22 protein-coding genes are annotated in these 24458 nt (G+C 52.9%); 8 read left to right on the top strand and 14 right to left on the bottom strand.

Features of this window, described 5'->3' with window-relative positions; genetic code table 11:
* Window positions 1-8: 8 nt before the first annotated feature.
* The 9 genes from M9H61_RS04010 to M9H61_RS03970 all read right to left on the bottom strand — a co-directional run bounded on the left by M9H61_RS04010 (window position 9) and on the right by M9H61_RS03970 (window position 9384).
* Window positions 9-482, bottom strand: coding sequence for a GAF domain-containing protein (locus M9H61_RS04010; protein WP_250283532.1), 474 nt, complete (start codon window positions 480-482; stop codon window positions 9-11).
* Between the two features lie 143 nt (window positions 483-625).
* A complete protein-coding gene (locus M9H61_RS04005) occupies window positions 626-1696 on the bottom strand; it encodes a sn-glycerol-3-phosphate import ATP-binding protein UgpC (RefSeq protein ID WP_250283530.1) in 1071 nt (356 codons plus the stop codon).
* Window positions 1697-1754: 58 nt separating this feature from the next.
* A complete protein-coding gene (gene ugpE, locus M9H61_RS04000; protein ID WP_068519088.1) occupies window positions 1755-2609 on the bottom strand; it encodes a sn-glycerol-3-phosphate ABC transporter permease UgpE in 855 nt (284 codons plus the stop codon).
* Window positions 2610-2619: 10 nt separating this feature from the next.
* A complete protein-coding gene (locus M9H61_RS03995; RefSeq protein ID WP_068519089.1) occupies window positions 2620-3498 on the bottom strand; it encodes an ABC transporter permease subunit in 879 nt (292 codons plus the stop codon).
* Between the two features lie 83 nt (window positions 3499-3581).
* On the bottom strand, window positions 3582-4880 hold the full coding sequence (locus M9H61_RS03990; RefSeq protein ID WP_068519090.1) for an extracellular solute-binding protein: 1299 nt from the start codon (window positions 4878-4880) through the stop codon (window positions 3582-3584).
* A gap of 434 nt (window positions 4881-5314) precedes the next feature.
* A complete protein-coding gene (locus M9H61_RS03985; RefSeq protein WP_250283528.1) occupies window positions 5315-6172 on the bottom strand; it encodes an ABC transporter permease in 858 nt (285 codons plus the stop codon).
* A gap of 9 nt (window positions 6173-6181) precedes the next feature.
* Complete coding sequence (locus M9H61_RS03980; RefSeq protein ID WP_068519092.1) at window positions 6182-7063, bottom strand: ABC transporter permease; 882 nt, start codon at window positions 7061-7063, stop codon at window positions 6182-6184.
* A complete protein-coding gene (locus tag M9H61_RS03975) occupies window positions 7060-8169 on the bottom strand; it encodes an ABC transporter ATP-binding protein (protein WP_250283527.1) in 1110 nt (369 codons plus the stop codon). The genes M9H61_RS03980 and M9H61_RS03975 overlap by 4 nt, the downstream gene beginning before the upstream one ends.
* Before the next feature lie 123 nt (window positions 8170-8292).
* Complete coding sequence (locus tag M9H61_RS03970; protein ID WP_068519094.1) at window positions 8293-9384, bottom strand: extracellular solute-binding protein; 1092 nt, start codon at window positions 9382-9384, stop codon at window positions 8293-8295.
* 51 nt (window positions 9385-9435) lie between these two features.
* Between M9H61_RS03970 and M9H61_RS03965 the strand changes: the two genes are divergently transcribed.
* On the top strand, window positions 9436-9669 hold the full coding sequence (locus tag M9H61_RS03965) for a hypothetical protein (protein WP_068519095.1): 234 nt from the start codon (window positions 9436-9438) through the stop codon (window positions 9667-9669).
* 20 nt (window positions 9670-9689) lie between these two features.
* Here M9H61_RS03965 and M9H61_RS03960 read toward each other — a convergent pair whose 3' ends face one another.
* From M9H61_RS03960 to M9H61_RS03940, 5 genes are all read right to left on the bottom strand, one after another.
* Complete coding sequence (locus M9H61_RS03960; protein WP_250283524.1) at window positions 9690-10808, bottom strand: ABC transporter ATP-binding protein; 1119 nt, start codon at window positions 10806-10808, stop codon at window positions 9690-9692.
* 27 nt (window positions 10809-10835) lie between these two features.
* The gene (locus M9H61_RS03955; RefSeq protein WP_068519097.1) at window positions 10836-11684 is read right to left on the bottom strand and encodes a carbohydrate ABC transporter permease; all 849 of its coding nucleotides are present in this window, start codon (window positions 11682-11684) and stop codon (window positions 10836-10838) included.
* Between the two features lie 12 nt (window positions 11685-11696).
* Window positions 11697-12635: a carbohydrate ABC transporter permease gene (locus M9H61_RS03950; protein WP_250283522.1), complete on the bottom strand. Its 939-nt coding sequence runs from the start codon at window positions 12633-12635 to the stop codon at window positions 11697-11699.
* A gap of 173 nt (window positions 12636-12808) precedes the next feature.
* Complete coding sequence (locus M9H61_RS03945) at window positions 12809-14071, bottom strand: ABC transporter substrate-binding protein (protein WP_250283520.1); 1263 nt, start codon at window positions 14069-14071, stop codon at window positions 12809-12811.
* 46 nt (window positions 14072-14117) lie between these two features.
* Window positions 14118-15005 carry an N-acetylmuramic acid 6-phosphate etherase gene (locus M9H61_RS03940; protein ID WP_250283518.1) on the bottom strand — a complete coding sequence of 296 codons (888 nt, stop codon included), beginning with the start codon at window positions 15003-15005 and terminating at the stop codon, window positions 14118-14120.
* A 274-nt stretch (window positions 15006-15279) separates the two neighbouring features.
* Here M9H61_RS03940 and M9H61_RS03935 point away from each other — a divergent pair, with 274 nt between their 5' ends.
* The 7 genes from M9H61_RS03935 to uvrA all read left to right on the top strand — a co-directional run bounded on the left by M9H61_RS03935 (window position 15280) and on the right by uvrA (window position 24392).
* Window positions 15280-16161, top strand: coding sequence for a BadF/BadG/BcrA/BcrD ATPase family protein (locus M9H61_RS03935; RefSeq protein ID WP_250283516.1), 882 nt, complete (start codon window positions 15280-15282; stop codon window positions 16159-16161).
* Window positions 16158-16919, top strand: a complete 762-nt coding sequence (locus tag M9H61_RS03930) for a GntR family transcriptional regulator (RefSeq protein ID WP_114113245.1) — start codon at window positions 16158-16160, stop codon at window positions 16917-16919. Before M9H61_RS03935 ends, M9H61_RS03930 begins: the two co-directional genes overlap by 4 nt.
* A 41-nt stretch (window positions 16920-16960) precedes the next feature.
* Window positions 16961-18004, top strand: coding sequence for an SIS domain-containing protein (locus M9H61_RS03925; protein ID WP_068519103.1), 1044 nt, complete (start codon window positions 16961-16963; stop codon window positions 18002-18004).
* Entirely contained in the window at window positions 18004-19140 is a 1137-nt protein-coding gene (gene nagA / locus M9H61_RS03920; protein ID WP_250283514.1) for an N-acetylglucosamine-6-phosphate deacetylase, read from the top strand. The genes M9H61_RS03925 and nagA overlap by 1 nt, the downstream gene beginning before the upstream one ends.
* A 43-nt stretch (window positions 19141-19183) precedes the next feature.
* Window positions 19184-20251 carry a Gfo/Idh/MocA family protein gene (locus tag M9H61_RS03915; RefSeq protein ID WP_228195443.1) on the top strand — a complete coding sequence of 356 codons (1068 nt, stop codon included), beginning with the start codon at window positions 19184-19186 and terminating at the stop codon, window positions 20249-20251.
* Window positions 20252-20271: 20 nt separating this feature from the next.
* Window positions 20272-21351, top strand: a complete 1080-nt coding sequence (fbaA, locus tag M9H61_RS03910) for a class II fructose-bisphosphate aldolase (RefSeq protein WP_068519106.1) — start codon at window positions 20272-20274, stop codon at window positions 21349-21351.
* A gap of 212 nt (window positions 21352-21563) precedes the next feature.
* Window positions 21564-24392 carry an excinuclease ABC subunit UvrA gene (gene uvrA / locus M9H61_RS03905; RefSeq protein WP_250283512.1) on the top strand — a complete coding sequence of 943 codons (2829 nt, stop codon included), beginning with the start codon at window positions 21564-21566 and terminating at the stop codon, window positions 24390-24392.
* The last annotated feature ends 66 nt before the right edge of the window (window positions 24393-24458 follow it).

The raw sequence follows: 24458 nt of genomic DNA, 5'->3' as shown, positions 1-24458 counted from the left end.
GTGAATTATCATTGCGCAAAAATGCGCTGCATTAAAGTTTCAAGTGAAACGCGATCCGTTTCATCAAACGAGCCATACTCGACACTATCCACGTCAAGCACCGCAATCAACTGTCCATCACGATTGATGACCGGAACGACGATTTCGGAATTGGAACGGCTGTCGCACGCGATATGCCCCGGAAATGCGTGGACATCGGCAACAAGCTGGGTCTCGCGGGTGGCAGCAGCTGTTCCGCATACGCCACGACCGAATGGAATGCGCAAGCAGCCCAGCGTGCCCTGATACGGGCCGACGACCAGTTCATTTTCCTTTTGGGGATCAACCACGTAAAAGCCGGTCCAGAAGTAATAATCAAACTTCTCCGACAGGATGCACGATACGGTCGCCATCAATGCGGTGACGTCCGTTTCGCCCTCTGTGATGCTGATCAGTTCTTTTTCTGCTTCGGCATACAGGGATTTTTTAATGTCTGGCTGCACGGTGATCTCCATGTTCTTTGACGATACGAACTACCCCGTTCGCCCCCTGCGAGACAAGGGCAAATTGACCGATAGACGAAACAAAAATACCCCCGGCACAGGATATATGCCGGAGGTGTGTGACATCAGCTTGTAAACAGCGATTAAAGACGCTTGCCACTTTCCGTATCGAACAGATGAATTTTGTCGGCCGGCACTGTTAGACCAAGGGCATCATTTCTGGAAAAGTTGTGGGTCCCTTGTAGGCGAAGCGTGACATTGTCGGCCTTGCTTCCGAAATCCAGATAAACAAGGGTTTCTGCCCCAAGGGATTCCACCATGCGGACAGTTGCATTGATCGTTCCCTGCCCGGCTTGCGCGATGCTGAGATGTTCCGGGCGGATGCCCGCTACAACAGCCCGTCCACCAGTAATATTATGGTCGATATCAAGCATCACCCCGTCGCCGACAGTCACATGTTTACCATCGTCGGAAATAACGCCATCGAGGAAGTTCATCGCCGGTGATCCAATGAACCCTGCCACGAACCGGGTTGCCGGCTTTTCATATATGTCAATCGGTGTCCCGATCTGCTCGGCAACGCCGCCATTCATGACAATAAGACGATCGGCAAGGGTCATGGCTTCGACCTGGTCATGGGTGACATACACAGATGTAATGCCAAGACGCTGTTGAAGGTTCTTGATTTCAAGGCGCATATCAACGCGCAGCTTGGCATCAAGGTTTGAAAGCGGTTCGTCAAACAGGAAGACTTTGGGCTGGCGAACAATCGCGCGGCCCATGGCTACGCGTTGACGCTGCCCACCGGAAAGCTGACGAGGTTTGCGATCAAGGTGATCTTCAAGCAGAAGAATTCGGGCTGCTTCGCGAACCTTGTTTTCGATATCGGCCTTGCTATAGCCGCGATTGCGAAGGCCATAAGCCATATTGTCAAAATTGTTCATGTGCGGATAAAGCGCATAGTTCTGAAACACCATTGCAATATCGCGATCAGCCGGTGCCACTTTGTTGACGACCTTGCCATCGATGCTGATTTCACCGCCTGAAATGCTTTCAAGGCCGGCGATCATGCGCAGCAAGGTTGATTTTCCGCATCCGGACGGTCCGACAAGGACGGTAAATTCGCCATCTTCAATGGCAAGATCAATGCCATGAATGGCCTTGAAGCCGTTCGGATAGGTCTTTTCAGCCTGATTAAGGGTAACTGTTGCCATCGTGGTATCCTGTATTCGGATCAGTTGTTGTCAGCTCAGCAAGTGGCGGGAGACAGAATTATTTCTCTGTCTCGACCAGACCCTTGATGAACATGCGCTGGAAGATGACCACCACCAGAACCGGCGGAATGGTGGCCATGATTGTCAGGGCAAATGCCTTGGGAAACTGCGGGATTTGTCCGCCTTCATATAGCGAGTTATAGACCTGCTTGATGCCGATCACGATGGTATAAAGCTGATCATCGGTGGTCATCAGAAGCGGCCAGAGATACTGGTTCCAGCCAACGACAAACATGATGATAAAGATCGCAGCAATCATGGTGACCGAAAGCGGTACAAGAATATCGATAAAGAACCGGATAGGCCCTGCCCCGTCCAAACGGGCGGCTTCAAGCAGCTCATCCGGGACCGAGCGGTAAAACTGCCGGAAAAAGAAAGTCCCGGTCGCCGATGCAATCAGCGGCAGGATCAACCCGGTATAGGTGTTTAACAAGCCAAGGTTTGCCACCACCTCGTATGAGGGCACAATGCGTACCTCAAGCGGAAGCAACAGGGTCGAAAAGATCACCCAGAAAAGCGGCACCGCCAGCTTGAACCGGAAATAGACAATCGCATAGGCTGCCATCATCGAGATAATGACTTTGCCAATTGCAAAGCCAAGCCCCAGCACCATGCTGTTAAACAGCATTTCAAGTGCGGTGACCCTGCCCTTTGTGGCCGACGGATCAAACAGGATCGCCCCGTAATTATCGATCATATGTCCACCCGGCCAGAATTGCAGGCCGTTCTGGAAAATGAATTCACGGGTATGCGTCGATGACGCAAAGGCAATCCAGACCGGCATGATCATAAAGAGCGCGCCCAAAATCAGAATTGTGTGGTTGGTAAAAATTCGCCATTTCGACTGATACATCTGGGGCCCCCTAGTAATGCACTTTGCGTTCGATGAACCGGAACTGGAACACCGTCAGTACGCTGACCATGATCATCAGAAGCACCGACTGGGCCGAACTGCCGCCAAGATCCGCACCGATGAACCCATCGACATAGACCTTGTAAACAAGGGTCGCCGTGGCCCCGCCCGGCGAACCTTTGGTCGATACGTCAATGATGCCAAAGGTTTCAAAGAACGCGTAGGTCAGGTTGATCACCAGCAGGAAGAATGTCGTTGGTGCCAAAAGCGGGAATGTAATCGTCCAGAAACGCCGTTCAGCACTTTTGCAATCAAGTGTGGCTGCTTCCTGAACCGATTTCGGAATTCCCTGAAGGCCGGACAGGAAGAAAATGAAATTGACGCTGACCTGCTTCCAGACCGCAATCAGAATGACGACAAAAGCCGCATCATTGGCATTCTGGATATGATTGAATTCAAAGCCGAAACTGTTGAAGGCCTTGTAAAGATCGCCCATCAACGGGTTAAACATCATATTGCCCAGCAATCCGGCCACCGGCGGCGCAATCGCATATCCCCACATCAGAAGTGTCCGATAGGATTTTGCCCCGCGAATGACCTCGTCTGCACGAACGGCCAGGAAAAGTGAAATTGCGATCGAAATAACCGCAACCAGTACCGAAAAGATCACTGTAAAGATCGCAGACCGGCTCCAAGACGCGCTTGACAGTACATCCTCGAAATTGCGGAACCAGACGAACTGCGACGACATGCCAAACGCGTCTTCAAGCAGGAAGGACTGGTAAACCGCCTGTGCGGCAGGCCACAGGAAAAATATCGAAATAATCAAAATCTGGGGTGCAATAAAAAGATACGGCACCGCGCTATGTTCAAATTGTACGCGCTTCATCGCTCACGCCACCATTAATCACGTCCGGAAAATGCAAAACAGGGCGACCAGCAATGGGCCGCCCCGCATTTGCGTAAGGCTGTTTAGTTGGAATAGGTGTCGTTGAAGCGCTTCAGAAGGCCATTGGCTTCTTCTTCGATCGTGTTGAAGGCTGCATCAACGGTTTCTTCGCCGTTCATGATTTTGTCGACTTCACGATAGATGACTTCGCGGATCTGGACATAGAAACCAAGACGGTACCCTTTGGTCCAGTCGCCACCTTCTTCAGACAGCTGCTGAATGCCGACTTCTGCATCCGGGCTTTCTTTGTAATAGCCGTCTTTTTTCGCCAGTTCATATGCCGCATTGGTGATCGGCACATAACCGGTTTCCTTGTGCCAGTAATACTGGGTTTCCGGCTTGGTCAGGAATTGGAAGAATGCAGCAACGCCTGCATCTTCTTCCGCGCTATGGCCCGAGAAAGCAAACAGCGAAGCACCACCGATGAAGGTTGATTTCGGGGCATCACCAACGCCTTTCCAGTACGGAAGGGTCGACGTACCAAAGTCAAACTGGGCCGACTTGCGAAGGCCACCGAAGGAGCCGGACGAACCGATCCACATGGCAACCTGCTGCTGAACGAAGGCGTCCTGGTTCGCGCCCCATGCACGGCCGTAATAGCCATAATATCCGGCGTCTTTCCAATCCTTGACGTGCTGCCAATGATCTTTCAGCGCGTCGTTGTTATAAAGGATTTCAACGTCAGTGCTGTCATAACCGTTATTGGCAGTGGCCATCTGCAAGTTGTGACGGGACATGAAGTTTTCAAAGAAGATCCACGGGCTGTGCGACTGGGCAAGCGCGATATAGCCAGCTTCTTTAAGCTTCGGAGCTGCTTCTTCGAATTCCTGCCAGGTCTTCGGCACATCAACACCGGCTTTGGCAAGGGCTTCCTTGTTGTAATACAGAAGCGGGGTCGAGCTGTTGAACGGCATTCCGATCATCTTGCCGTCAGAATCGGCATAGAAATAACGAACACCCGGGATGTAATCATTGATGTCAAATTTGACGTTGTTTTCTTCAAGCAGGTCCTGAACCGGCTTAACAGCGCCTTTTGCGTTAATGATCGTTGCCGCACCGGCGTCGAAGATCTGGATGATGTTCGGCTGGTTTTTCGCGCGGAATGCAGCGATACCGGCGGTCATGGTGTCTTCGTAGCCACCCTTGTTCACGGCTACAAGGTGGTAGTCGGACTGGCTCGCATTGAAATCTGCGGTGATCTGATCAACCACACCGCCAAGCGCGCCGTCCATGGCATGCCACCAGGTGATCTCCGTTGCTGCTTCTGCGGTGTTGCCAAGTGCAAACACAGCAGCCGCTGCCATAAGCGTCTTGCGAAACATGATTTGTTAGCTCCCAATTAAAAAGACATCTGCGTCAAACCGCCTGTTGCCCGGTTCGCCACAACGCATTTGTTTTCTGTCGGGAGACCTGTTTCCTCAAGTGACAGTTTTCGGAAATTTACTTTTTGAACGCGCAAATGATCAATATAACGCCGCATTGCCGTCTAAAAACTCACAAACTGATGCATGGTTATGTTCACATGAACAGTAGAGAATGGTGAAGTGTACGGCCATTTTTCCACTTGTCGTGGCTCGCTTCCTTGCGAAACCAAGTTCGCCACTGCCGTCAATGTTAATCTTTTATTGCGGTTTAATGACAATTGTTAAAGCGGCGATAATCAATACTTTGGACTAAAAACGGCCACAACAAAACAAAGGGCGGCATTTCTGCCGCCCTTTCATTTTGTTCGCAACTGAACGGACATGTGCCCCGATCAGTTTTTGCTGTCGCGCTGGACAAAGACCGACAGCAACGCCAACCCGCCGGAAATAACCATCAGAAGCAGTGATAACGCATTCAGAACAGGTGTTGACCCCTGTTTCAAGCGGTCAAACATGGCAATGGTCAGCGGCGCGTCAGAACCGACCAGCATCAAGGTCGTATTGAAGTTTTCAAATGACATCAGAAACGCGACGATCCCGGCGCCGATCAATGCCGGCTTCAGGAAGGGAATGGTGATCGTCCACAGTGCGGCCCGCCGTGTCGCCCCAAGGTTCAAGGCGGCTTCTTCAAGACTGACGTCGAATTTGCGAAGGCGTGCGGATATCACAAGCGTCGTGATGGTCGTGACAAAGGCGAACTGGCCAATAATCACCAGAAACAGCCCCGGACGCAGAAATTCGAGGTCCCAGCCAATCGCCTCTTCGATGCCATTGGCAATCGCGTTCGAGAACACCAGAATGGATATCCCCAGAATAACCCCGGGGATGACCAAAGGCGATAACGAAACAATATAAAGCAGATTCTTGCCGGGAAACTTGCTGCGTTCGAACAGAAACGCGTTACATGTTCCGACTGTTACGGACAGAACCATAACCCAGAAGGCAACAAACGCCGAAACGCCGACACTTTCAAGAAGCTTGGTGTCATTGAAGATGCCGATATAGGGATCTTCATTCCCGAAAAACCACGCCAACGTGCCGCCTTCCCACGGCATTGACGGAAACAGACTGTCATTGAAGGCAAATACGCCAACGACAATCAGCGGTGCGCTCAGATAAACAAAGAACAACGCGATATAGGTTGAATACAAGCCCTTGTAGAATTTGGGCTGCGGAATGCTTGGTATCATGTCTTCCCCCTAGCCCACGGTTTCCGAAAGCGTCTGTTTGCTGAGTTTCAGGCCAACCCATACAATTACGGACGACAATATCAGCAACAGGAACCCAAACGCGGAGCCGGATTCCCAGTTAAAGCGTGTGATGAACTGGGTATAGATCTGCTCTGTGAACCACAGGCTGTCTTTTCCACCCAAAAGATTTGGGGTCAGGTAATTACCCAGCGTCAGCATGAAGACCACGATACAACCGGACGCAATACCGGGCATTGCATGCGGGATAACGATATCGCGGGTCACGGTAAATGCATTCCCGCCCAGGTCATAACCGGCCTCAATCAGGCTGTCATCCAGACTGTCGAGAACCGACACAAGGGGGACAACCATGAACAACATGGATGTGTAAACAAGGCCAACCATGATAGCCGCATCGTTATAAAGCATTTCAACCGGACCATCCGCAAGGCCGGCCCATTGCAGGAAGTTGCTGATGACACCGCTTTCACGCAAAAGGATCATCCAGCCGAAGGTCCGCACAAGCTCTGACACCCAGAACGGGATAAGGCACATCAGGAACAGAACGTTCTTGCCTTTGCCTCGCATCACTTTGGCGATGTAATAGGAAACCGGAAAACCGATAATCAGGGTCAAAGCCGTTGCGAAAATAGACATGACCGCAGTGCGGACATAGGTGTTCCAATACAGGGGTTCAGCAAAGAATTCGATATAGTTGATCAGGCTGAATTCATATTTCCCGTACGAAATACGTTCACGCATCGACACCAGAAAAAGATCAACATGCGGAAGAATAACCAGCAGAAACAGCCACAGCAGCAACGGCATTGCCAAAAGCAGTAAGCCGAAGCGGAAAGTGCCGCCCGCGGTTATGGACGCGGATTTGTTCATGCCCCTGCTCCGCTTTGGTTAGCAGCAAAGCATCGGGTATTTTCAACAGTCCAGCCAAGTGTGATTTCGTCACCGGCCCGCACCGACGCATACGCACCGGTTTGCGGTAGTGCCACCGTCATCTCGTGACCGGTTGCAACATCACGAACCTGCAGGCTGCTTGCCGCACCATTAAACAGAACGTTCTCCACCTTGGCGGAAATGGTGTTTTCAGCATCACTGGCCCCGTCAATTGCGATGGCTTCGGGGCGGACAAAGATTTCGACATTCTGACCTTCGACCAAGGGCATATGCACATCGCGTTTGGCCAACACCTTGCCGCCAGTCGGAAGGATGACTTCGACCTTGTTGTCATCACAGCTACCGATTGTTCCGGTCCACCGGTTGCTTTCTCCAACGAAGCCGGCAACGAATGCTGTTTTCGGGTTGTAATAAAGATCTTGTGGTGCGCCCACCTGCTCAAAACGGCCGGCATTCATGACGGCAACCTGATCCGACATCACCAGCGCTTCGGACTGGTCATGGGTGATATAGACAAAGGTGGTGCCGATCTCGTGCTGAAGCTGTTTGAGTTCGACTTTCATATGTTCGCGCAACTTAAGATCAAGCGCGCCCAATGGCTCGTCGAGAAGAAGCACAGCCGGGTCAAGCACCAGACAGCGGGCAATGGCGATGCGCTGTTTCTGACCGCCGGAAAGCTGATTGACCTGTTTGGGCCCGGTATCGGGCAACCCGACACGGGCCAAGGTTTCGTTGACCTTTTTGGCAATCGTTTGTTTGTCAACACCGCGCCGTTTCAGACCATAGGCAACGTTTTCCGCGACATTCATCATCGGAAACAGGGCCAAATGCTGAAACACCATATTGACAGGCCGACGGTTTGGCGGAACGCCAAGCACCGATGATCCCTTGATCAGGATGTCACCGGATGTTGGCGCCTGAAACCCTGCCAGCATCCGAAGAAGCGTCGTCTTGCCACATCCGCTTGGACCCAGGATCGAGAAAAAAGAACCCTTCGGGATCGCAAGGGAAATGTCATCGACGGCGGTAAAGTCGTCAAAGGTTTTGACCACATTGCGGCATTCAAGGTCAAATTGGTCAGCCATAGGAGCCCTGTTCACGTTATTTTTGTTGGTGGAGCCTGTTGAACGGTTATTGCCGTTCCTGAAAGCACGATATCCCCGGCACATAAATATGCCGGGGATAAAGGTGTTTGGAAACGTGTTCCGTTAGTTCGACTGTGCTGCTTTCACACGGTCAAGGGTCTTGCCTTCGAGCACTTCCAGACCAGCCGGAACAGTCGGATACCACTTGATGTTGTCAAGATCAGCAGGCGGGAAGCTGCCCTGGAACTGAGCTTTCAGCTTGTCATCTGCAAACTCGTCGGCACCTTTGGACGCGGTGAAGTTACCCGCACTTGCAGTGATCTTGGCCGCGATTTCCGGCTGCATCACAAAGTTGATCCACTTATAGGCGGCATCTTCGTTTTTGGTCTTGCGCGGCAAGGCAAAGGTATCGATCCAGCCAAGTGCACCAGACTTCGGTGCAACAAAGGTGATGTCGGCATTGTCGTTATTGAGTTTCCAGCCGCCGGTATCCCACGCCATTGCGGCAACAACTTCACCCGAACGCACCAGGTTAAGCAGCGCATCGCCGCCTTCCCAATAGGTTTTCACGTTGGCTTTGCACTCGATCAGCTTGGCTTCGACGGCATCAAGGATTTCCTGATACTTGGCTTCGTCACCATAAGCGGCGAACGGATCCATACCCATTGCATAGGCAAAACCGATCAGCGTCGGGCGTTTCAGACGATAGGAAACCTTGCCTGCCACTTCCGGTGCGCAAAGATCGGTATAGTCTTTGACAGCCGCGGCTTTTGAAGTGTCAACGATCAGGCCGCTCGTACCCCATACGTGGGGAACACCGTACACTTCGCCGTCAACGGTAGTGTTTGATTTGGTTGCGTCGAGCATCGACGGAATGAATTTGTCGCTGTCAATTTTGCCAAGATCAATCGGCTTGTAGATGCCATACTCAAGCTGTGCACCTGCAATGCGGTCCTGGGACGGCTGAGCAAGATCGAAACCGCCGCCGCCAGTAGCGCGCAATTTCGAGATCATGTCTTCGTTGTTCGACAGCGTCACTTCAACATCAATGCCGGTTTCTTTTTCGAACAGCTCGACAACTTCGTCAGGGGCATAGCCACCCCAGGTCAGCAGACGAAGTTCTTCAGCCTGAGCAGCCGAAACAAGCGAAACCATTCCTGCAAGTGCTGTAAGGCTGAGCAAGGAACCACGCAATGCGCCGTGTTTTTTTGACATTTTGAACCCTCGTAATAAACGTGATGGCATTTCCCTGTAGCCGGACCGCGCATGCCATTTGGCTTTTGTTTCGTTCCGGCACGGAGCAATATCGCAAACATTGTTGTTGATACGAAAGAAAAAAGGTCATTTTTTCTTTCTTTTGAACAAATCACGTTCATTTTTGCGCCGACACCCGCATCAGGGCAAGTTAAAGTTCTGCAACAATTAATCGACCTTGACGGTCGGTGCGCCCCCAAACGCCAAAAGGCGCCGGTTGTGGCGCCTTTTGATCCGAAGTCCTGAGATTGGAAGCTTTGTGAAATCTATTCTTCCGCGCTGAATTCAGCCGGACAATCGACTTTCTGGTACGCTTTGCCCTTGTCATTGAAAAGATGCGCGGCACCGGCTGGTGCGGATGCTGTAACGGTTTCACCGATTTTGACACGGCTATGGCCCGGCGCGCGAACTGTGACCCGGTCACCATTGGCAAGCTTCAAATACAAATAGGTAGAGTCGCCCAGCTTCTCGACCACATCGACCATGCCATTGACAGTAAGCGCGCCTTCGTCACCAAGTCCCAGATGTTCGGGGCGAATGCCAAGCTCAACCTGTTTGCCGATATCCGCCTGATCAACATTAAACGGCAGGACCGATTGCATGCCCCCGGGGACGGAAACTGTGGCCTGCCCCTGCCCGACGGCATCAATTGTGACTTTGGTGAAGTTCATGGCCGGTGACCCGATAAAACCGGCAACAAAGCGGGTTTCCGGATGATGATAAAGTTGCATCGGCGATCCGACCTGCTCGACATTCCCGCCATTCATCACAACGATCTTGTCCGCCAGTGTCATGGCTTCGACCTGATCGTGCGTGACATAGATAATTGTCGATTTCAGGTCCTGATGCAGCTTGGCAATTTCAATGCGGGTCTGGACACGCAATGCGGCATCAAGGTTGGACAACGGTTCGTCAAACAGGAAGACCTTGGGTTGGCGCACGATCGCACGGCCAATCGCAACGCGCTGGCGCTGACCACCCGAAAGCTCGGACGGACGCCGGTCAAGAAGCTGATCAAGTTGCAGGATGCGGGCGGCTTCGCGTACCCGGGCATCGATTGCCGCCTTGTCCTGTTTGTCGAGCTTAAGCCCGAAGGCCATGTTTTTGTAAACTGTCATGTGCGGATAAAGTGCATAGGACTGGAACACCATGGCAATACCGCGATCGCGCGGGCTTTTGGTGTTTACCACCTCTCCATCGATCATCAGATCGCCGCCCGTGATGTCTTCAAGGCCTGCAATAATTCGCAACAAGGTTGATTTGCCGCAGCCCGAAGGGCCAACAAACACGACGAATTCACCGTCTTTGACATCCAGATCAATGCCGTGCAGCACATCCACAGCGCCATAGCTTTTGCGAATCTGGTCAAGTTTCAAGTCAGCCATTTATTCAAAGCTCCTATCAGCCAACAGTTACTTCACCGCGCCGGATGTCAGGCCGCGAATGAGTTGTCGGGAGAAAATCAGATAAAGGATAAGGATCGGAATGATCGCAAGGCTTAGCGACGCCAGAACCGCATTCCAGTCTGTCACATACTGGCCAATGAATTGCTGCACACCAAGGGTGATGGTCTGCTTGCCGTCACCGGGTGCAAGGATCAGCGGGAACCACAGATCATTCCAGATCGGGATCATTGTAAATACAGCAACCGTCGCAACAGCGGGCCGGATCAAAGGCAAAATGATCGCAAAGAAAATCTTGAACTCCCCGACCCCGTCGCATCTTGCGGCTTCTTTCAAATCCTTGGGAATTTGATGCATGAATTCGGTCAGGATAAAGATTGCCAAGGGCAAGCCTTGTGCGACATAGACCAGCACCAGTGCCGTCAGGGTGTTGACCAACCCCATATCGACAATCAGGTTCAGGATAGATACCGATCCCAGACGGATCGGCACCATGATGCCAATCGCAAGATACAGGGCCAATGCGGTGTTGCCCGGAAACTTGTATTCCGACAGTGCCCATGCCGCCATTGCTGCCAACAGCAGAACAATAACGATGGTCACGATGGTCACGGTAAAGCTGTTATAGAAAAACAGTTCGAAATTGGATTTCGCCAGAACCTTGGTGAATCCTTCAAGACTGAAGGTCTCTGCATTCGGCAAGCCCATCGGATCGCGAAAGATCCCTTTGCGCGTCTTGAAAGCATTGATGACCACAAGAAAAATCGGATAAAGCGCAACCAGGGTATAGGTCAGCAAGATCGCGTGCACGATGACTGCGCGGCTGGCGTCTTCTCTGCGGATGTTTGCAAAACTCATATTCGCCCCCGACTACAGCTGATAGCGCGCCAGTCGGCGCTGAATGGCGAACAGATAGAACAGAACGCCTGCCAGAATGATCAGGAACATCAAGGATGCAACGGTGGCACCCAAATGCGGATCGCCCAGCTGCAACTGATAACCAAAGAATGTGCGATAGAACAAGGTGCCCATAATGTCGGTCGAAAAGTTGGGGCCGGCCAACGCACCCTTTACCGCATATATCAGATCGAATGCATTGAAATTACCGACAAAAGTCAAAATCGACACCATCGCGACAGTCGGCAAAACCAATGGCAGTTTGATGTGAATGAAGACTTCGAAATGGGTCGCGCCATCAACAATGGCCGCATCCACCAGATCGTCCGGAATGGCCAGCAAGGCCGCATAGATCAGCATCAAAGGAATGCCGACCCACTGCCAGACCGAAATGAAGGAAAGCGTAATCAGTGCACTGCCTTCTTTGCCAAGCCACGGCCCAAACAGCGACTTCAGGCCAATAATATCAAGAAGGTCCGCACCAACTCCCCAAACCGGGCTCAGGATCAACTGCCAGATGAAGCCGACAATCACGACTGATAACATGGTCGGCATGATCATCATGGTGCGATATGTGTTGCGGAACCGCAATTGCGGCAGGCTCAGAATACCGGCCAGCGCGATACCGATCGGGTTCTGGATCAGCATATGAACCGCAAAGAACTTCATATTGTTCCAGAAGCTGTTCCAGAAGGTCGCAGACCAGTCCGGATCCGCCAAAATCGTACGGTAATTGTCAAGGCCGACAAAAGCCGCCTCACCGCCGCTTGGCGTTGCGTAGAAGCTTAACCGGATGGAATCAAGCAGCGGATAGATCATAAACAGTGTGTAAATGATCGTTGCTGGGGCCAGAAAGGCAATCACAGGCAGTTTTGCCTTGCGCCAATCGGTCATGGGGCCGGAATGCGCCATACCCTGTCCTGTTATCCAAGATTTGAAAGAATGAAGACCTGCTTGGATCTTCTGTAATCAGTGAACCGCATTTTCGCCCGGCGGTCGGGCTGCTTGCCTGCAATGTCACGGCAAACATCAACGATGAATGAAGGATGGCAGAAACCGGTCGTTCCCGCCATCCTTTCAGTTCTTTACTGGTGCGGTGCGTACCATTTCGCCAGACCAGCTTCCGCAGCGCCGGCTGCTTCTTCCGGGGTCAGCGTACCGTTGATAACCTGGGCGGAAAGGTTCCACAGGTCGTTTTCAAGGTTCGGCGTGCCACGCGAAAGGATCTGGTAAGAGTTACGAATGGTGGACTCGCACTTCTGGCGCCAGCTTACAAACTCGCTGGCAACCGGATCGGTTACTTCGACCGTGTGGTTCGACAAGGAGAAGAAACCCGGCAGCGCGTTGGAATAAAGCTCGGCAAATTCCGAACCGGTCATCCATTCAAGAAACAGCTTTGCTTCGGCTGCGTTTTTGGAATCCGCATTCAGACCAAGTGCAATATCGGTGTGGTCACTGATATAGCAGGTGTCTGCACCGGCTGCTGCGGGCGGCGGGAATGCTCCGAACTCGAAATCGGCCTGGTTGTTAAACAGCGAAATATCCCAGGAGCCGGCCGGATAAACGGCGGCACGACCAAGCGAGAACAGGTTCTGTGCATCCGGATAGGAAATGGCTTCATAGCCGTCCGGAAGGTAGTTTTTCCAGCTTGCCAGTTCCTTGAACGTGTCGACATAGTCGGCATCGGTGAATTTTGCGCTGCCATCGATCAATGCCTTGCGACCTGCTTCACCGTCCCAGTAGTTGGGGCCGATATTCTGGAAGCCCATGGTGGCTGCTTCCCACTGGTCCGCGGTGCCCATCGCCATCGGGATGTAGCTGCCGTCTTCCTTGATTTTATCAAGGGCAGCATAAAACTCTTCGCGGGTTTTCGGGACTTCAACGCCAACTTCTTCAAAGGCTTCCTTGTTATAGATGAAGCCATGAATGACCGATGCCATCGGCAAGCAGAAAGTGACTGCGCCATCGTCGGTCTGCCAGGCAGATTTGGCAACGTCCGAGAAGTTGTCCATGCCTTTAAGGTCGTCAAGAGCGGCAAGATTGCCCTGCTTGTAAAGTTCAAGCGATGCATCAAACGGACGGCACGTGATCAGGTCACCCGCGGTACCACCAGCCAGTTTTGCGTTTACCGATGCGTTATATTCGGTCGGCGGGGTCGGCTTGAACGATACCTTGATGTCAGGGTGAACTTCATTGAAAGCCGGAATGATTTTTTCATTCCAGATATCAATATCGTCATTGCGCCAGCTTTCAATTACGAGTTCGCCAGCAGACGCCATCAACGGAACCAGGGCGACACTTGCCGCCAGGGCCCCGGCCAGGCCTTTTGCTAAGACTTTATTCGACATTTATGCCTCCTCTGATCAATGTCGGCGGACTGGCACCGTGTTGATGTCAGTTCCTGTACTCAAGTGCCGCCCGGAGATTTCCATTAGACAGCGCAAGAATTTCTTTTGCCCGGTCGGGGCTGTGGCCCTTGGTCACCAGCACCGCCACGCGGATATCGAAATCGGATTTTTCAAGGGCGTCTGATGCAAGTTCGGCGTCGCAAGATGCAATATGCGACACGATCCGAACCGCCCGGCCCCGAAGTTTGATGTTCTCGGCGCGCATGCCAACCATCAGGTTGTCGAACAATCGGCCCAACTTGTTCATCACAAGGGTCGACAGAATGTTCAGGGCTGCTTTTTGCGCGGTACCGGCCCCCATGCGGGTGGATCCGGCGACCACTTCCGGCGCGCTATCAAGAAAGATACCGGTTTCTGCGACGCCAAGAATTTTGCCATCCTGGTTGTTACAGATGCCCACCGTAAAGGCCCCGCGACCACGGGCAAGTTCGAGCGCGCGCACCGTATAAGGGGTCGCGCCGCTGGCAGCGATCGCAATTACTGCATCATTTTCTGAAATGTTGTTCTGGGAAATTTCACGTTCGGCAAGGCTGGTATCATCCTCGGCACCATTGAATTCGTTCGGCGCACTTTGAACCCCGCCAGCCAGCATCACGATGGTATGGCTTTCCGGCCAGCCAAAGGTGCCGCCAAGTTCTTTGGCATCTTGCCAGGCGACAGTGCCTGATGTTCCGGCTCCGACGTAAACGAGACGCCCGCCGCCCCCCAGGCGGCGCGCTATCCCATTGGCGGCTGTCGCCAAATCCCCCAGGATTGGACCAACCGAGGCCACAGCGCGCATCTGGCCTTCCCACAAGGCCATAAGGAAATCGGCGTCGGACCATTGATCCAACCCGGCAAATCGCGAATCAAAATCTTCTGTGCGTGATGCCATTTTTCCGTCTCCCTCTGCAAATTAAATACCATTGTGATACCAGCAACGCAAGCTGCTTGATGAATAATTTGCGCCACAGCTCGGATATCGGGAGATATCTCTAGTTAAAACAAAGAATTGTATAGGGATATCAATTTTGCACAAAAGCTTCTGCGTATATGTACGGACTCCAAACTCAGACCAGTAACAGTTTTAGTGGCGTTATATTGGTATTGCTTTTTAAGATACCACTCTGCTATGCTCGCCCCATGAATGAGAAGGCAGTTGCTTTGAGATGAAAAACGAACAGCTTTATCTTGGTGTTGATGGCGGCGGAACGCAGTGCCGCGTTCGGATTGCAGATGCATCCGGACGGATCCTTGGTGAAGCTGTGCGTGGTGGTGCGAATACGCGACTTGGAGTCGATTACGTATTTGGCGAAATCATCGCAGCGGCGAAAATGGCCCTTTCCAATGCCGGACTTGATGAAAAATACCTTGGCGATCTGCATGCGGGCCTTGGGCTTGCGGGACTTCCGCTAACGCGTGATCGTCAACTTGTGCAGTCCTATAATCACCCGTTCGCCGACATCTGCTTTGCGACTGATGCCTACACAGCATGTCTGGGTGCGCATGATGGCCAGAATGGCGCCATCCTGATTGTCGGGACCGGAACATGTGGTCAGGCAATCATCGGGGATCGCCAGTTGTCTGTTGCCGGTTGGGGGTTCGAGGTTTCCGATCTTGGAAGCGGTGCGAGAATTGGACGCAATGCCATTGAAACCGCCCTGCTTGCCCATGATGGTCTGGCAAAGAAAACGGACCTGACCGTAGCGGTCATGGCCCGGTTTGATAATGACCCCGAAAATATCGTCATATTTGCGGAAACAGCAAAGCCGTCCGACTATGGAAAACTCTGCCCGATGGTGTTTGATGCCGAAGCGGCTGGTGACAGTGTGGCGATTGACCTGATCCAGATCGCCGTCGACGCCAATCTGGCAATCTTGCGCCGGCTGGTTGATTTCGGTGCGCCGCGACTGACCCTGATGGGCGGACTGGCAGAACAGATGGCCCGGCACATGCCACCCGAAATTGCCGAATTGCTGGTTCCCGCGAAATTTGACGCCATGCATGGGGCTATCTTGATGGCCAAGCAACATGAAAGAGCCGCCGCATGATCGCAACGTCGGACGTCATTGCCAATCTCAGAACCCGCGACATCGAAAATAACGGAAATGGTCCTTTGTACCGTCGGCTGCAATCGGCGTTGAAGGCTGTGATTGATGATGGAATTTTGCAGGTCGAAGATGCCCTGCCCAGCGAGCGCGATCTGGCAACCGAACTTGGCATTTCACGCGTAACTGTTCGCAATGCGATGCGCGCCCTTGTCGAAGAAGGTGTTCTGGTTCAACGCCACGGTGCCGGCACGTTCGTTGCGCCGCGTGTCGAGCAAGCCCTGTCACGCCTGACATCCTTTACCGAGGACATGATCACCCGTGGCATGGATCCCGGGGCCGTCTGGATCGAAAAAACACTTGGTCATGCCTCACCCGAAGAAGCCATGGCGCTTAATCTGTCGCCGGGGACCGAAGTTACAAGGCTGCGTCGTTTGCGTACTGCCAATGACAAGCCGATGGCACTTGAATATGCGGTAATTCCGCGCGCCTTCCTGCCCAGCCCGGATGAAGTCGACAAATCGCTTTATGACGCGCTGGCGAAATACAACAAAAAGCCTGAACGCGCCCTTCAGCGGCTTCGAGCAGAACTTTTCGATGGCGAAACCGCCAAAATTCTGGGCGTTCCGGAAGGCAGTGCCGCGCTCTATATCGAGCGGCGGTCCTTCCTGGCAAATGGAACCCCGGTTGAGTTCACCCGGTCCTATTACCGCGGTGACAGTTACGACTTTATTGCTGAAATGCAGGTGGATGCCCGTTGACCAGATCAACGCATCCACCGGAAACCAAGGGAATACGGCATATGACAACGAATTGGCGCCCGCAAACACAGATGGGCCGCGAATTGGCAGAGGCCCCGGAAGTCGTTGCAACGCAGCTTGCTGGCAACAAGGACGCAATTGCCAAACTTGCTGATGACCTGCGCGCCAATCCGCCGAAATTTGTTGTGACCTGTGGTCGGGGTAGCTCGGACCACGCGACCCTTTATGCCAAGTACCTTATAGAAAGTCAGTTGGGCATTCCGGTGGTATCGGCCGCACCCTCGATCGTATCGATCTATAACCGGTCGATCGCCTCAAAAGATGCACTGTTCATTGCAGTTTCCCAATCAGGCAAGAGTCCCGACCTTGTCAAAAATGCCGAGGCGGCCCGTGACGCAGGTGCGCGAACCGTCGCACTGGTCAATGTGGTCGATTCCCCGCTTGCCGAAACTGTCGATCATGTCATCCCCCTGATGGCTGGTCCGGAAACAAGTGTTGCGGCAACCAAATCCTATATTGCCACATTGTCGGCGATTGCCCAGATCGTCGGTGCATGGACACAGGACGACGCATTCAACAAGGGTCTTGGCAATCTTCCGCAATCCCTGCGTACGGCTCTTGAAAAGGATTGGCTGGGGGCCTCGGAAACCATCGCCAAATCAAACGGGCTTTATGTCATTGGCCGCGGACCTGCCTTTGCAATCGCCCAGGAAGCCGCCCTTAAATTCAAAGAAACCAGTAGCTTGCATGCCGAAGCTTTCAGCGCGGCTGAAGTGAAGCATGGCCCGATGGCGCTGGTAACGCCGACCTTCCCGATGCTGGTCTTTTCACAGCAAGACGCATCGCGTGACAGTGTCGAGGACTTCCTGGCGGAAATGCGTGCCAAGACCGACAACCTGTTTGCAGCCGAAACCGGATATGCGGACGTAAAGGGACACCTTCCGGTGGTCGAGGATATCCATCCGTTGCTTGCCCCGATTACGATGATCCAGACCTTCTATACACTTGCTGAAAGTGTTGCGCTGGCGCGCGGCTGTAATCCGGATGCCCCGCCGCATCTTTCGAAAGTGACGGAGACGCACTAATGACCAGTTTTGCCATTGCCAATGCCCGTATTTTCGACGGGACAGAATTTCTCGACGGAATGGCGGTTGTTATACGCGATGGCAAAATTGATGCCATTTGCCCGGATAACGCCCTGCCCGACGGGATTGATGTTGTCGATGGCAAGGGACAGGTTCTTGCCCCCGGACTAATTGATGTTCAGGTCAATGGTGGTGGCGGTGTTCTTTTGAATGATCACCCGGATGTCGCTGGTATTCGCGCCATCATGGCAGCCCATCGCAAATTTGGCACCACGGCGATGCTACCGACCCTGATCACGGATTATCGTGACAAGATGGAAGCAGCCATTGCGGCGGTTGAGGACGCGATTAACGCAAACGTCCCAGGCATCGTCGGTATTCATCTTGAAGGGCCGTATCTGAACAAAGAACGCAAGGGTGTGCATTCAGCCAACATCATCCGCCCGATGGAAGATGACGCAATCGATCTTCTAAGCCGTCTTCCAAATGGCCGGATACTGGTAACAATGGCACCGGAAAAGGCCACCAGCGGGACGATCAAAAAGCTTTCTGACAAAGGTATTCTTGTCTGTGCCGGGCACACGGCAGGTACCTATGACGACATTCAAAAGGCGATCAGCGAAGGTTTGCGCGGCTTTACGCATCTGTTCAATGCCATGAGCCCCCTTACCCACCGTGAACCCGGTGTTGCCGGGGCTGCGATGGCCGATGATGCAACATGGTGTGGCCTGATTGTTGACGGTTATCACGTTCATCCGGCCGCGGTGAAGATTGCTGTAAACGCAAAGGCAACCGGCAAGATCATGCTGGTCACTGATGCCATGCCGACTGTCGGGGCTGCGGACAAGCGATTCAATCTTGGCGGGGAAGAAATCATTGCCACGGATGGCCGTTGCGCCCTTGCGGATGGGACACTGGCGGGCTCCGACCTTGATATGATTGGTGCGGTTCGAAATTGCGTGGAAATGGTCGGGATTGAGCTTGGCGAAGCCCTTCGCATGGGGTCTCTTTACCCGGCTGCGTTCTTGAAACTGGATCATAAAATGGGGCGTATCGCCCCGGGTTATCAGGCGGACATGATCCTGTTTGATGGCGAATACAACGTGACCAGAAGCTGGATCAATGGCGCCGAATAACCGGCACAATCAATAATTTATCAGGTATTTCAGGAGGCACAAAATGAAGCCGGTTCGCATTCTTGTCATTGGGCTTGGCAATATGGGCATGTCCCATGCTAAGGCCTATCACGCCCTTGACGGGTACGAGATTGTCGGCATCTGTGCCCGGTCGCCCATTCCTGCTGATAAATTGCCGGACGGTTTTGCAAACTATCCTCAGTTTACCGACTTTCACACTGCCCTTGCCGAAACGAACCCGGATGCAGTTTCGATAAATACCTATACCGAGACCCATGCGGACTTTGCGATTGCAGCCTTTGAAGCTGGTGCGCATGTCTTTATTGAAAAGCCGCTTGCAGCCACTGTGGAAGATGCCGAACAGGTTGTGGCAAGCGCACGCAAACATGACCGCAAGCTCGTGATTGGCTATATCCTGCGCCATCATCCATCCTGGGAAAAGTTTGTTGAAATTGCCAAGACCCTTGGCAAGCCGCTTGTGATGCGCATGAACCTTAACCAGCAAAGCAGTGGCGCATTCTGGGAAACCCACAAACGTCTTCTGAACAGCGTATCGCCCATTGTCGATTGCGGTGTTCATTATCTTGATATCATGTGTCTGATGACCGGGGCCAAACCGGTGTCGGTCAATGCAATCGGTGTTCGCCTGTCTGAGGATGTCGCGCCCGACATGTATAATTACGGGCAGTTGCAAGTTCGCTTTGATGACGGCTCGGTTGGCTGGTACGAAGCCGGCTGGGGCCCGATGATCAGCGAAACCGCTTTCTTTGTGAAAGATGTTATTGGCCCGAAAGGCAGCGTATCAATCACCGATGTCGAAGAAAAAGGTGCTGGATCGGCGGACATCGACACGCATACCAAGACAAATGCATTGCGCCTGCATCATGCGGAAACAGACAGTGCCGGTGAATTTACCCGCACAGACGAGATTATCCGCACCGATGACGAACCTGATCATGATGGTCTTTGCCTGCGCGAACAGCAATTTTTCCTAAAGTCTATAACAGAAAATCTTGACCTGACGCAGCATATGGAAGATGCATTGGGCTCTCTACGGATTGCCCTTGCCGCGGATCAGTCGGTTCGCACGGGGGCACCTGTTTTACTCTGACCCCCAGGAGGAGTACCCACATGCCTTCCGTTAAACCCGGTGTTGTTACCGGTGCTGCCTATCGTGACCTTGTCGCTGCCTGCAAGCAGGACGGTTACGCCCTTCCCGCTGTGAATATTACATCGTCAAGCACGATGAACGCAGCCCTTGAAGCCGCTGCGAATGCCGGTTCTGACATCATCATTCAGCTTTCGAATGGTGGCGCACAGTTCTTTGCTGGCAAGGGCATCAAGGACGCCGATGCGGCCCGTGTCGTGGGCGCAGTTTCGGCTGCCCGTCATGCGCAGCTTCTTGCTGAATATTATGGTGTTGCTGTTGTCATGCATACCGACCACGCGAACCGCAAGTTCGTTCCGTGGGTCGATGAAATGCTGAAATGGAGCGAAAAGGCCTATGCCGAAACCGGCAAGGCGCTTTACAGCTCCCACATGCTTGATCTGTCCGAAGAATCGCTTGAAGACAACCTGTCGACTTGCGAAACCTTCCTCAAACGCATGTCCGCCATCGAAATGAGCCTGGAAATCGAACTGGGTGTAACCGGTGGCGAAGAAGACGGCATCGGTCACGAACTTGATACTTCAAGTGACGAGATCGACCCGCGTCTTTACACCCGTCCGGAAGAAGTCGAAGAAGCCTATCGTCGCCTTTCGCCGCTTGGCCATTTCTCGGTCGCAGCTGCATTTGGCAACGTCCACGGCGTCTACAAGCCGGGCAACGTCAAACTGCGTCCGGAAATCCTTCTGGAAAGCCAGAAGTTTGTCGCCGAGAAGCATGGTCTTGATGACCGCCCGCTGGACTTCGTGTTCCATGGCGGTTCGGGTTCGGAAAAAGAAAAAATCGAAGAAGCCGTCGGCTATGGCGTCTTCAAGATGAATATCGACACCGATACCCAGTTTGCCTATGCCCGTCCGGTCGGTGAGTATGTTGAAGCAAATGCACGTGCTTTCAAATACCAGGTCGATCCGGAAACGGACAAACCCTACAAGAAAAACTACGACCCGCGTGTCTGGATCCGCGAAGCTGAACTGTCGATGGCAGCGCGCCTCGAAGAAGCCTTCAAGGATCTTGGTGCCACCGGTCGTTCCGTGACCAAAGGCTAAGCCATCTTTTGCTTTGTCTGACCCGTTGGGTCACAGGATTTATGAAACCCGCCGGACTTGTTCGGCGGGTTTTTTCATGCATTTTGGGGTGCGGTGATTGTGTAATGTCAGTCTCCTGACAAATACTGACAGGAACTGTCAGGGGTGCGCTTGCGTATAGTGTTTGCGTCCTCTATACACTTTCCGAACAATTCAGGAACAAAAGGCCCGACATGCTGACGAAAATTTCGGTTCGCGGTGCGAAAGAACACAATCTTCAGAACATTGATGTTGAATTGCCCCGCGATTCACTGGTGGTCATTACCGGCCTGTCGGGATCGGGTAAAAGTTCGCTTGCCTTCGATACGATCTATGCCGAAGGCCAGCGTCGCTATGTCGAAAGCCTGTCTGCATATGCCCGTCAGTTCCTTGAACTGATGCAAAAGCCGGATGTCGAATATATCGATGGTCTGTCGCCGGCCATTTCCATCGAACAAAAAACCACGTCGCGTAACCCGCGTTCGACCGTGGGGACCGTGACCGAGATTTATGACTATATGCGATTGCTTTGGGCGCGTATCGGCATCCCCTATTCGCCAGCGACCGGCCTTCCGATTGTCAGTCAGACCGTGTCGCAGATGGTCGACCGTGTGATGGAAATGGAAGAAGGAACACGGTTGTATCTTTTGGCGCCGATCGTCCGTGGTCGTAAGGGTGAATACAAAAAAGAACTGCGTGATTTGCGCTCGCGCGGGTTCCAGCGCGTCAAAATTGACGGCGAAATGTATGACATCGATGATGCGCCGGAACTGAACAAAAAGCTGAAGCACGACATTTCTGTTGTTGTCGATCGGTTGATCGTGAAAGACGGCATCGCAACCCGCCTGGCCGACAGTTTTGAAACCGCTCTTGAATTGACTGACGGCATTGTTCTTACCGAAGATGCAAAAAACGGCGAAACAACCGTATTCTCGGCGAAGTTCGCCTGCCCGGTTTCCGGCTTCACGATCGAGGAAATCGAACCGCGCCTGTTTTCATTCAACAACCCGTTTGGCGCCTGTCCGGCCTGTGACGGTTTGGGAACCCAGATGGAGTTTGATCCGATGCTGGTTGTTCCTGATGAAAGCAAGACGCTTGAAGATGGGGCCGTCGCACCATGGGCCAGCACCACGTCGAAATATTACCTGCAGACCCTGAAATCAGTCGCAAAACATTTCGGTTTTAAAACCAATGTTGCCTGGGAAAAATTGCCCAAAACGGCGCAGGACATCATCCTGCATGGGTCGGGTGACGAAGAAATCACTGTCACCTATGACGATGGATCGCGCAGTTACAAGGTTTCGCGCCCGTTCGAAGGTGTCATTCCGAACATGGCGCGACGCTGGCGCGAGACAGACAGTCAGTGGGCCCGCGATGAACTGGCCAAATATCAGATGGTGTCACATTGCCCAACCTGTGCGGGCAAGCGTCTGAAGCCTGAAGCATTGGCTGTTAAAGTCGATGGTTGCGACATCTCGCAGGTGACGGATCTCTCAATTGCCAAAGCCGGTGACTGGTTCATTGCCCTTGAAGGCAAGCTGAACGAAAAGGAAACCGAAATCGCGCGCCGTATTCTGCGCGAAATTAATGACCGCTTGCGCTTCCTGCGCGATGTCGGGCTTGATTATCTTTCCATGTCACGCACATCAGGCACCCTTTCGGGTGGTGAAAGCCAACGTATCCGTCTGGCGTCGCAAATCGGCTCGGGTTTGACCGGTGTTCTGTATGTGCTGGATGAACCGTCCATTGGTCTGCATCAGCGCGACAATGACCGCCTGCTCGATACTCTTAAGCGGTTGCGTGATCTCGGGAATACGGTTCTGGTCGTTGAACATGATGAAGACGCCATTCGTGCGGCGGATTATGTGATTGATATGGGCCCGGGTGCCGGCATTCATGGCGGACGCATCGTTGCCCAGGGCACCCCGGAAGAAATCCAGCAAAACCCCGAAAGCCTGACCGGCAAGTATCTGGTTGGTGTTGAACAGATTGCCGTTCCAAAGGAACGTCGCAAAGGCAACGGCAAGTCCATCACGATCAAGGGGGCCAAAGCCAACAACCTTCAGGGCATTGATGTCGACTTCCCGCTGGGCAAGTTCATCTGTGTTACCGGTGTGTCAGGTGGCGGGAAATCCAGTCTTGTGATCGAAACGCTATATAAGGCGCTGGCAAAACGGATGCATAGTGCCCGCCATCATCCCGGGGCACATGATGCAATTACCGGGATCGAGCTGATCGACAAGATCATTGATATCGACCAAAGCCCGATCGGGCGAACCCCGCGTTCGAACCCGGTGACCTATACCGGTGCCTTTACCCCGATCCGTGACTGGTTTGCCCAACTGCCAGAAGCCAAGACCCGTGGTTACAAGCCCGGACGTTTTTCATTCAACGTCAAAGGTGGTCGTTGCGAAGCCTGTCAGGGTGACGGTGTCATCAAAATCGAAATGCACTTCCTGCCCGATGTTTATGTCACATGCGATCAGTGCAAGGGCAAAAGATACAACCGCGAAACATTGGAAATATCGTTTAAAGGCAAATCGATATCTGATGTTCTTGACATGACGGTGGAAGAAGGCGCGGACTTCTTCAAGGCCGTTCCATCGATCCGTGACAAGATGGAAACCCTTAAACAGGTTGGTCTTTCCTATATCCATCTGGGTCAACAGGCCACAACCCTTTCGGGCGGTGAAGCACAGCGCGTGAAGCTTGCCAAGGAACTGTCAAAACGGGCGACCGGGCGAACAATCTATATTCTGGATGAACCGACCACCGGTCTTCATTTTCATGATATCCGCAAATTGCTTGAGGTCCTTCATACCCTTGTTGACCAGGGCAACACCGTGGTTGTGATCGAACATAACCTTGATGTCATCAAGACTGCCGACTGGATCATTGATATCGGCCCCGAAGGGGGCGACGGTGGTGGCCAACTGGTCGGCACCGGCACGCCCGAAGCCATCATGGCCAATGAACGAAGCTATACCGGGCGCTATCTTAAACGGCATTTGGGGCTTGAATAACCAAAGGGCTGCTTTCACCAGCCGCCGTTACAAAAGCCGCCACGATACAAAGAGAGGCGCGAACAT

This window comes from Thalassospira sp. GO-4 (assembly GCF_023588965.1).
GTDB lineage: Bacteria > Pseudomonadota > Alphaproteobacteria > Rhodospirillales > Thalassospiraceae > Thalassospira > Thalassospira povalilytica.
Note: the sequence above shows the minus strand (reverse complement) of the source record. Positions and strands in the feature narration are given on the sequence as shown.

Excerpts from the sequence above, each read along its gene's own strand:
- M9H61_RS04005 (WP_250283530.1), bottom strand. The coding sequence starts at position 1,696 with ATGGCAACAGTTACCCTTAATCAGGCTGAAAAGACCTATCCGAACGGC.
- ugpE (WP_068519088.1), bottom strand. The coding sequence starts at position 2,609 with ATGTATCAGTCGAAATGGCGAATTTTTACCAACCACACAATTCTGATT.
- M9H61_RS03995 (WP_068519089.1), bottom strand. The coding sequence starts at position 3,498 with ATGAAGCGCGTACAATTTGAACATAGCGCGGTGCCGTATCTTTTTATT.
- M9H61_RS03990 (WP_068519090.1), bottom strand. The coding sequence starts at position 4,880 with ATGTTTCGCAAGACGCTTATGGCAGCGGCTGCTGTGTTTGCACTTGGC.
- M9H61_RS03985 (WP_250283528.1), bottom strand. The coding sequence starts at position 6,172 with ATGATACCAAGCATTCCGCAGCCCAAATTCTACAAGGGCTTGTATTCA.
- M9H61_RS03980 (WP_068519092.1), bottom strand. The coding sequence starts at position 7,063 with ATGAACAAATCCGCGTCCATAACCGCGGGCGGCACTTTCCGCTTCGGC.
- M9H61_RS03975 (WP_250283527.1), bottom strand. The coding sequence starts at position 8,169 with ATGGCTGACCAATTTGACCTTGAATGCCGCAATGTGGTCAAAACCTTT.
- M9H61_RS03970 (WP_068519094.1), bottom strand. The coding sequence starts at position 9,384 with ATGTCAAAAAAACACGGCGCATTGCGTGGTTCCTTGCTCAGCCTTACA.
- M9H61_RS03965 (WP_068519095.1), top strand. The coding sequence starts at position 9,436 with ATGCCATTTGGCTTTTGTTTCGTTCCGGCACGGAGCAATATCGCAAAC.
- M9H61_RS03960 (WP_250283524.1), bottom strand. The coding sequence starts at position 10,808 with ATGGCTGACTTGAAACTTGACCAGATTCGCAAAAGCTATGGCGCTGTG.
- M9H61_RS03955 (WP_068519097.1), bottom strand. The coding sequence starts at position 11,684 with ATGAGTTTTGCAAACATCCGCAGAGAAGACGCCAGCCGCGCAGTCATC.
- M9H61_RS03950 (WP_250283522.1), bottom strand. The coding sequence starts at position 12,635 with ATGGCGCATTCCGGCCCCATGACCGATTGGCGCAAGGCAAAACTGCCT.
- M9H61_RS03945 (WP_250283520.1), bottom strand. The coding sequence starts at position 14,071 with ATGTCGAATAAAGTCTTAGCAAAAGGCCTGGCCGGGGCCCTGGCGGCA.
- M9H61_RS03940 (WP_250283518.1), bottom strand. The coding sequence starts at position 15,005 with ATGGCATCACGCACAGAAGATTTTGATTCGCGATTTGCCGGGTTGGAT.
- M9H61_RS03935 (WP_250283516.1), top strand. The coding sequence starts at position 15,280 with ATGAAAAACGAACAGCTTTATCTTGGTGTTGATGGCGGCGGAACGCAG.
- M9H61_RS03930 (WP_114113245.1), top strand. The coding sequence starts at position 16,158 with ATGATCGCAACGTCGGACGTCATTGCCAATCTCAGAACCCGCGACATC.
- M9H61_RS03925 (WP_068519103.1), top strand. The coding sequence starts at position 16,961 with ATGACAACGAATTGGCGCCCGCAAACACAGATGGGCCGCGAATTGGCA.
- nagA (WP_250283514.1), top strand. The coding sequence starts at position 18,004 with ATGACCAGTTTTGCCATTGCCAATGCCCGTATTTTCGACGGGACAGAA.
- M9H61_RS03915 (WP_228195443.1), top strand. The coding sequence starts at position 19,184 with ATGAAGCCGGTTCGCATTCTTGTCATTGGGCTTGGCAATATGGGCATG.
- fbaA (WP_068519106.1), top strand. The coding sequence starts at position 20,272 with ATGCCTTCCGTTAAACCCGGTGTTGTTACCGGTGCTGCCTATCGTGAC.
- uvrA (WP_250283512.1), top strand. The coding sequence starts at position 21,564 with ATGCTGACGAAAATTTCGGTTCGCGGTGCGAAAGAACACAATCTTCAG.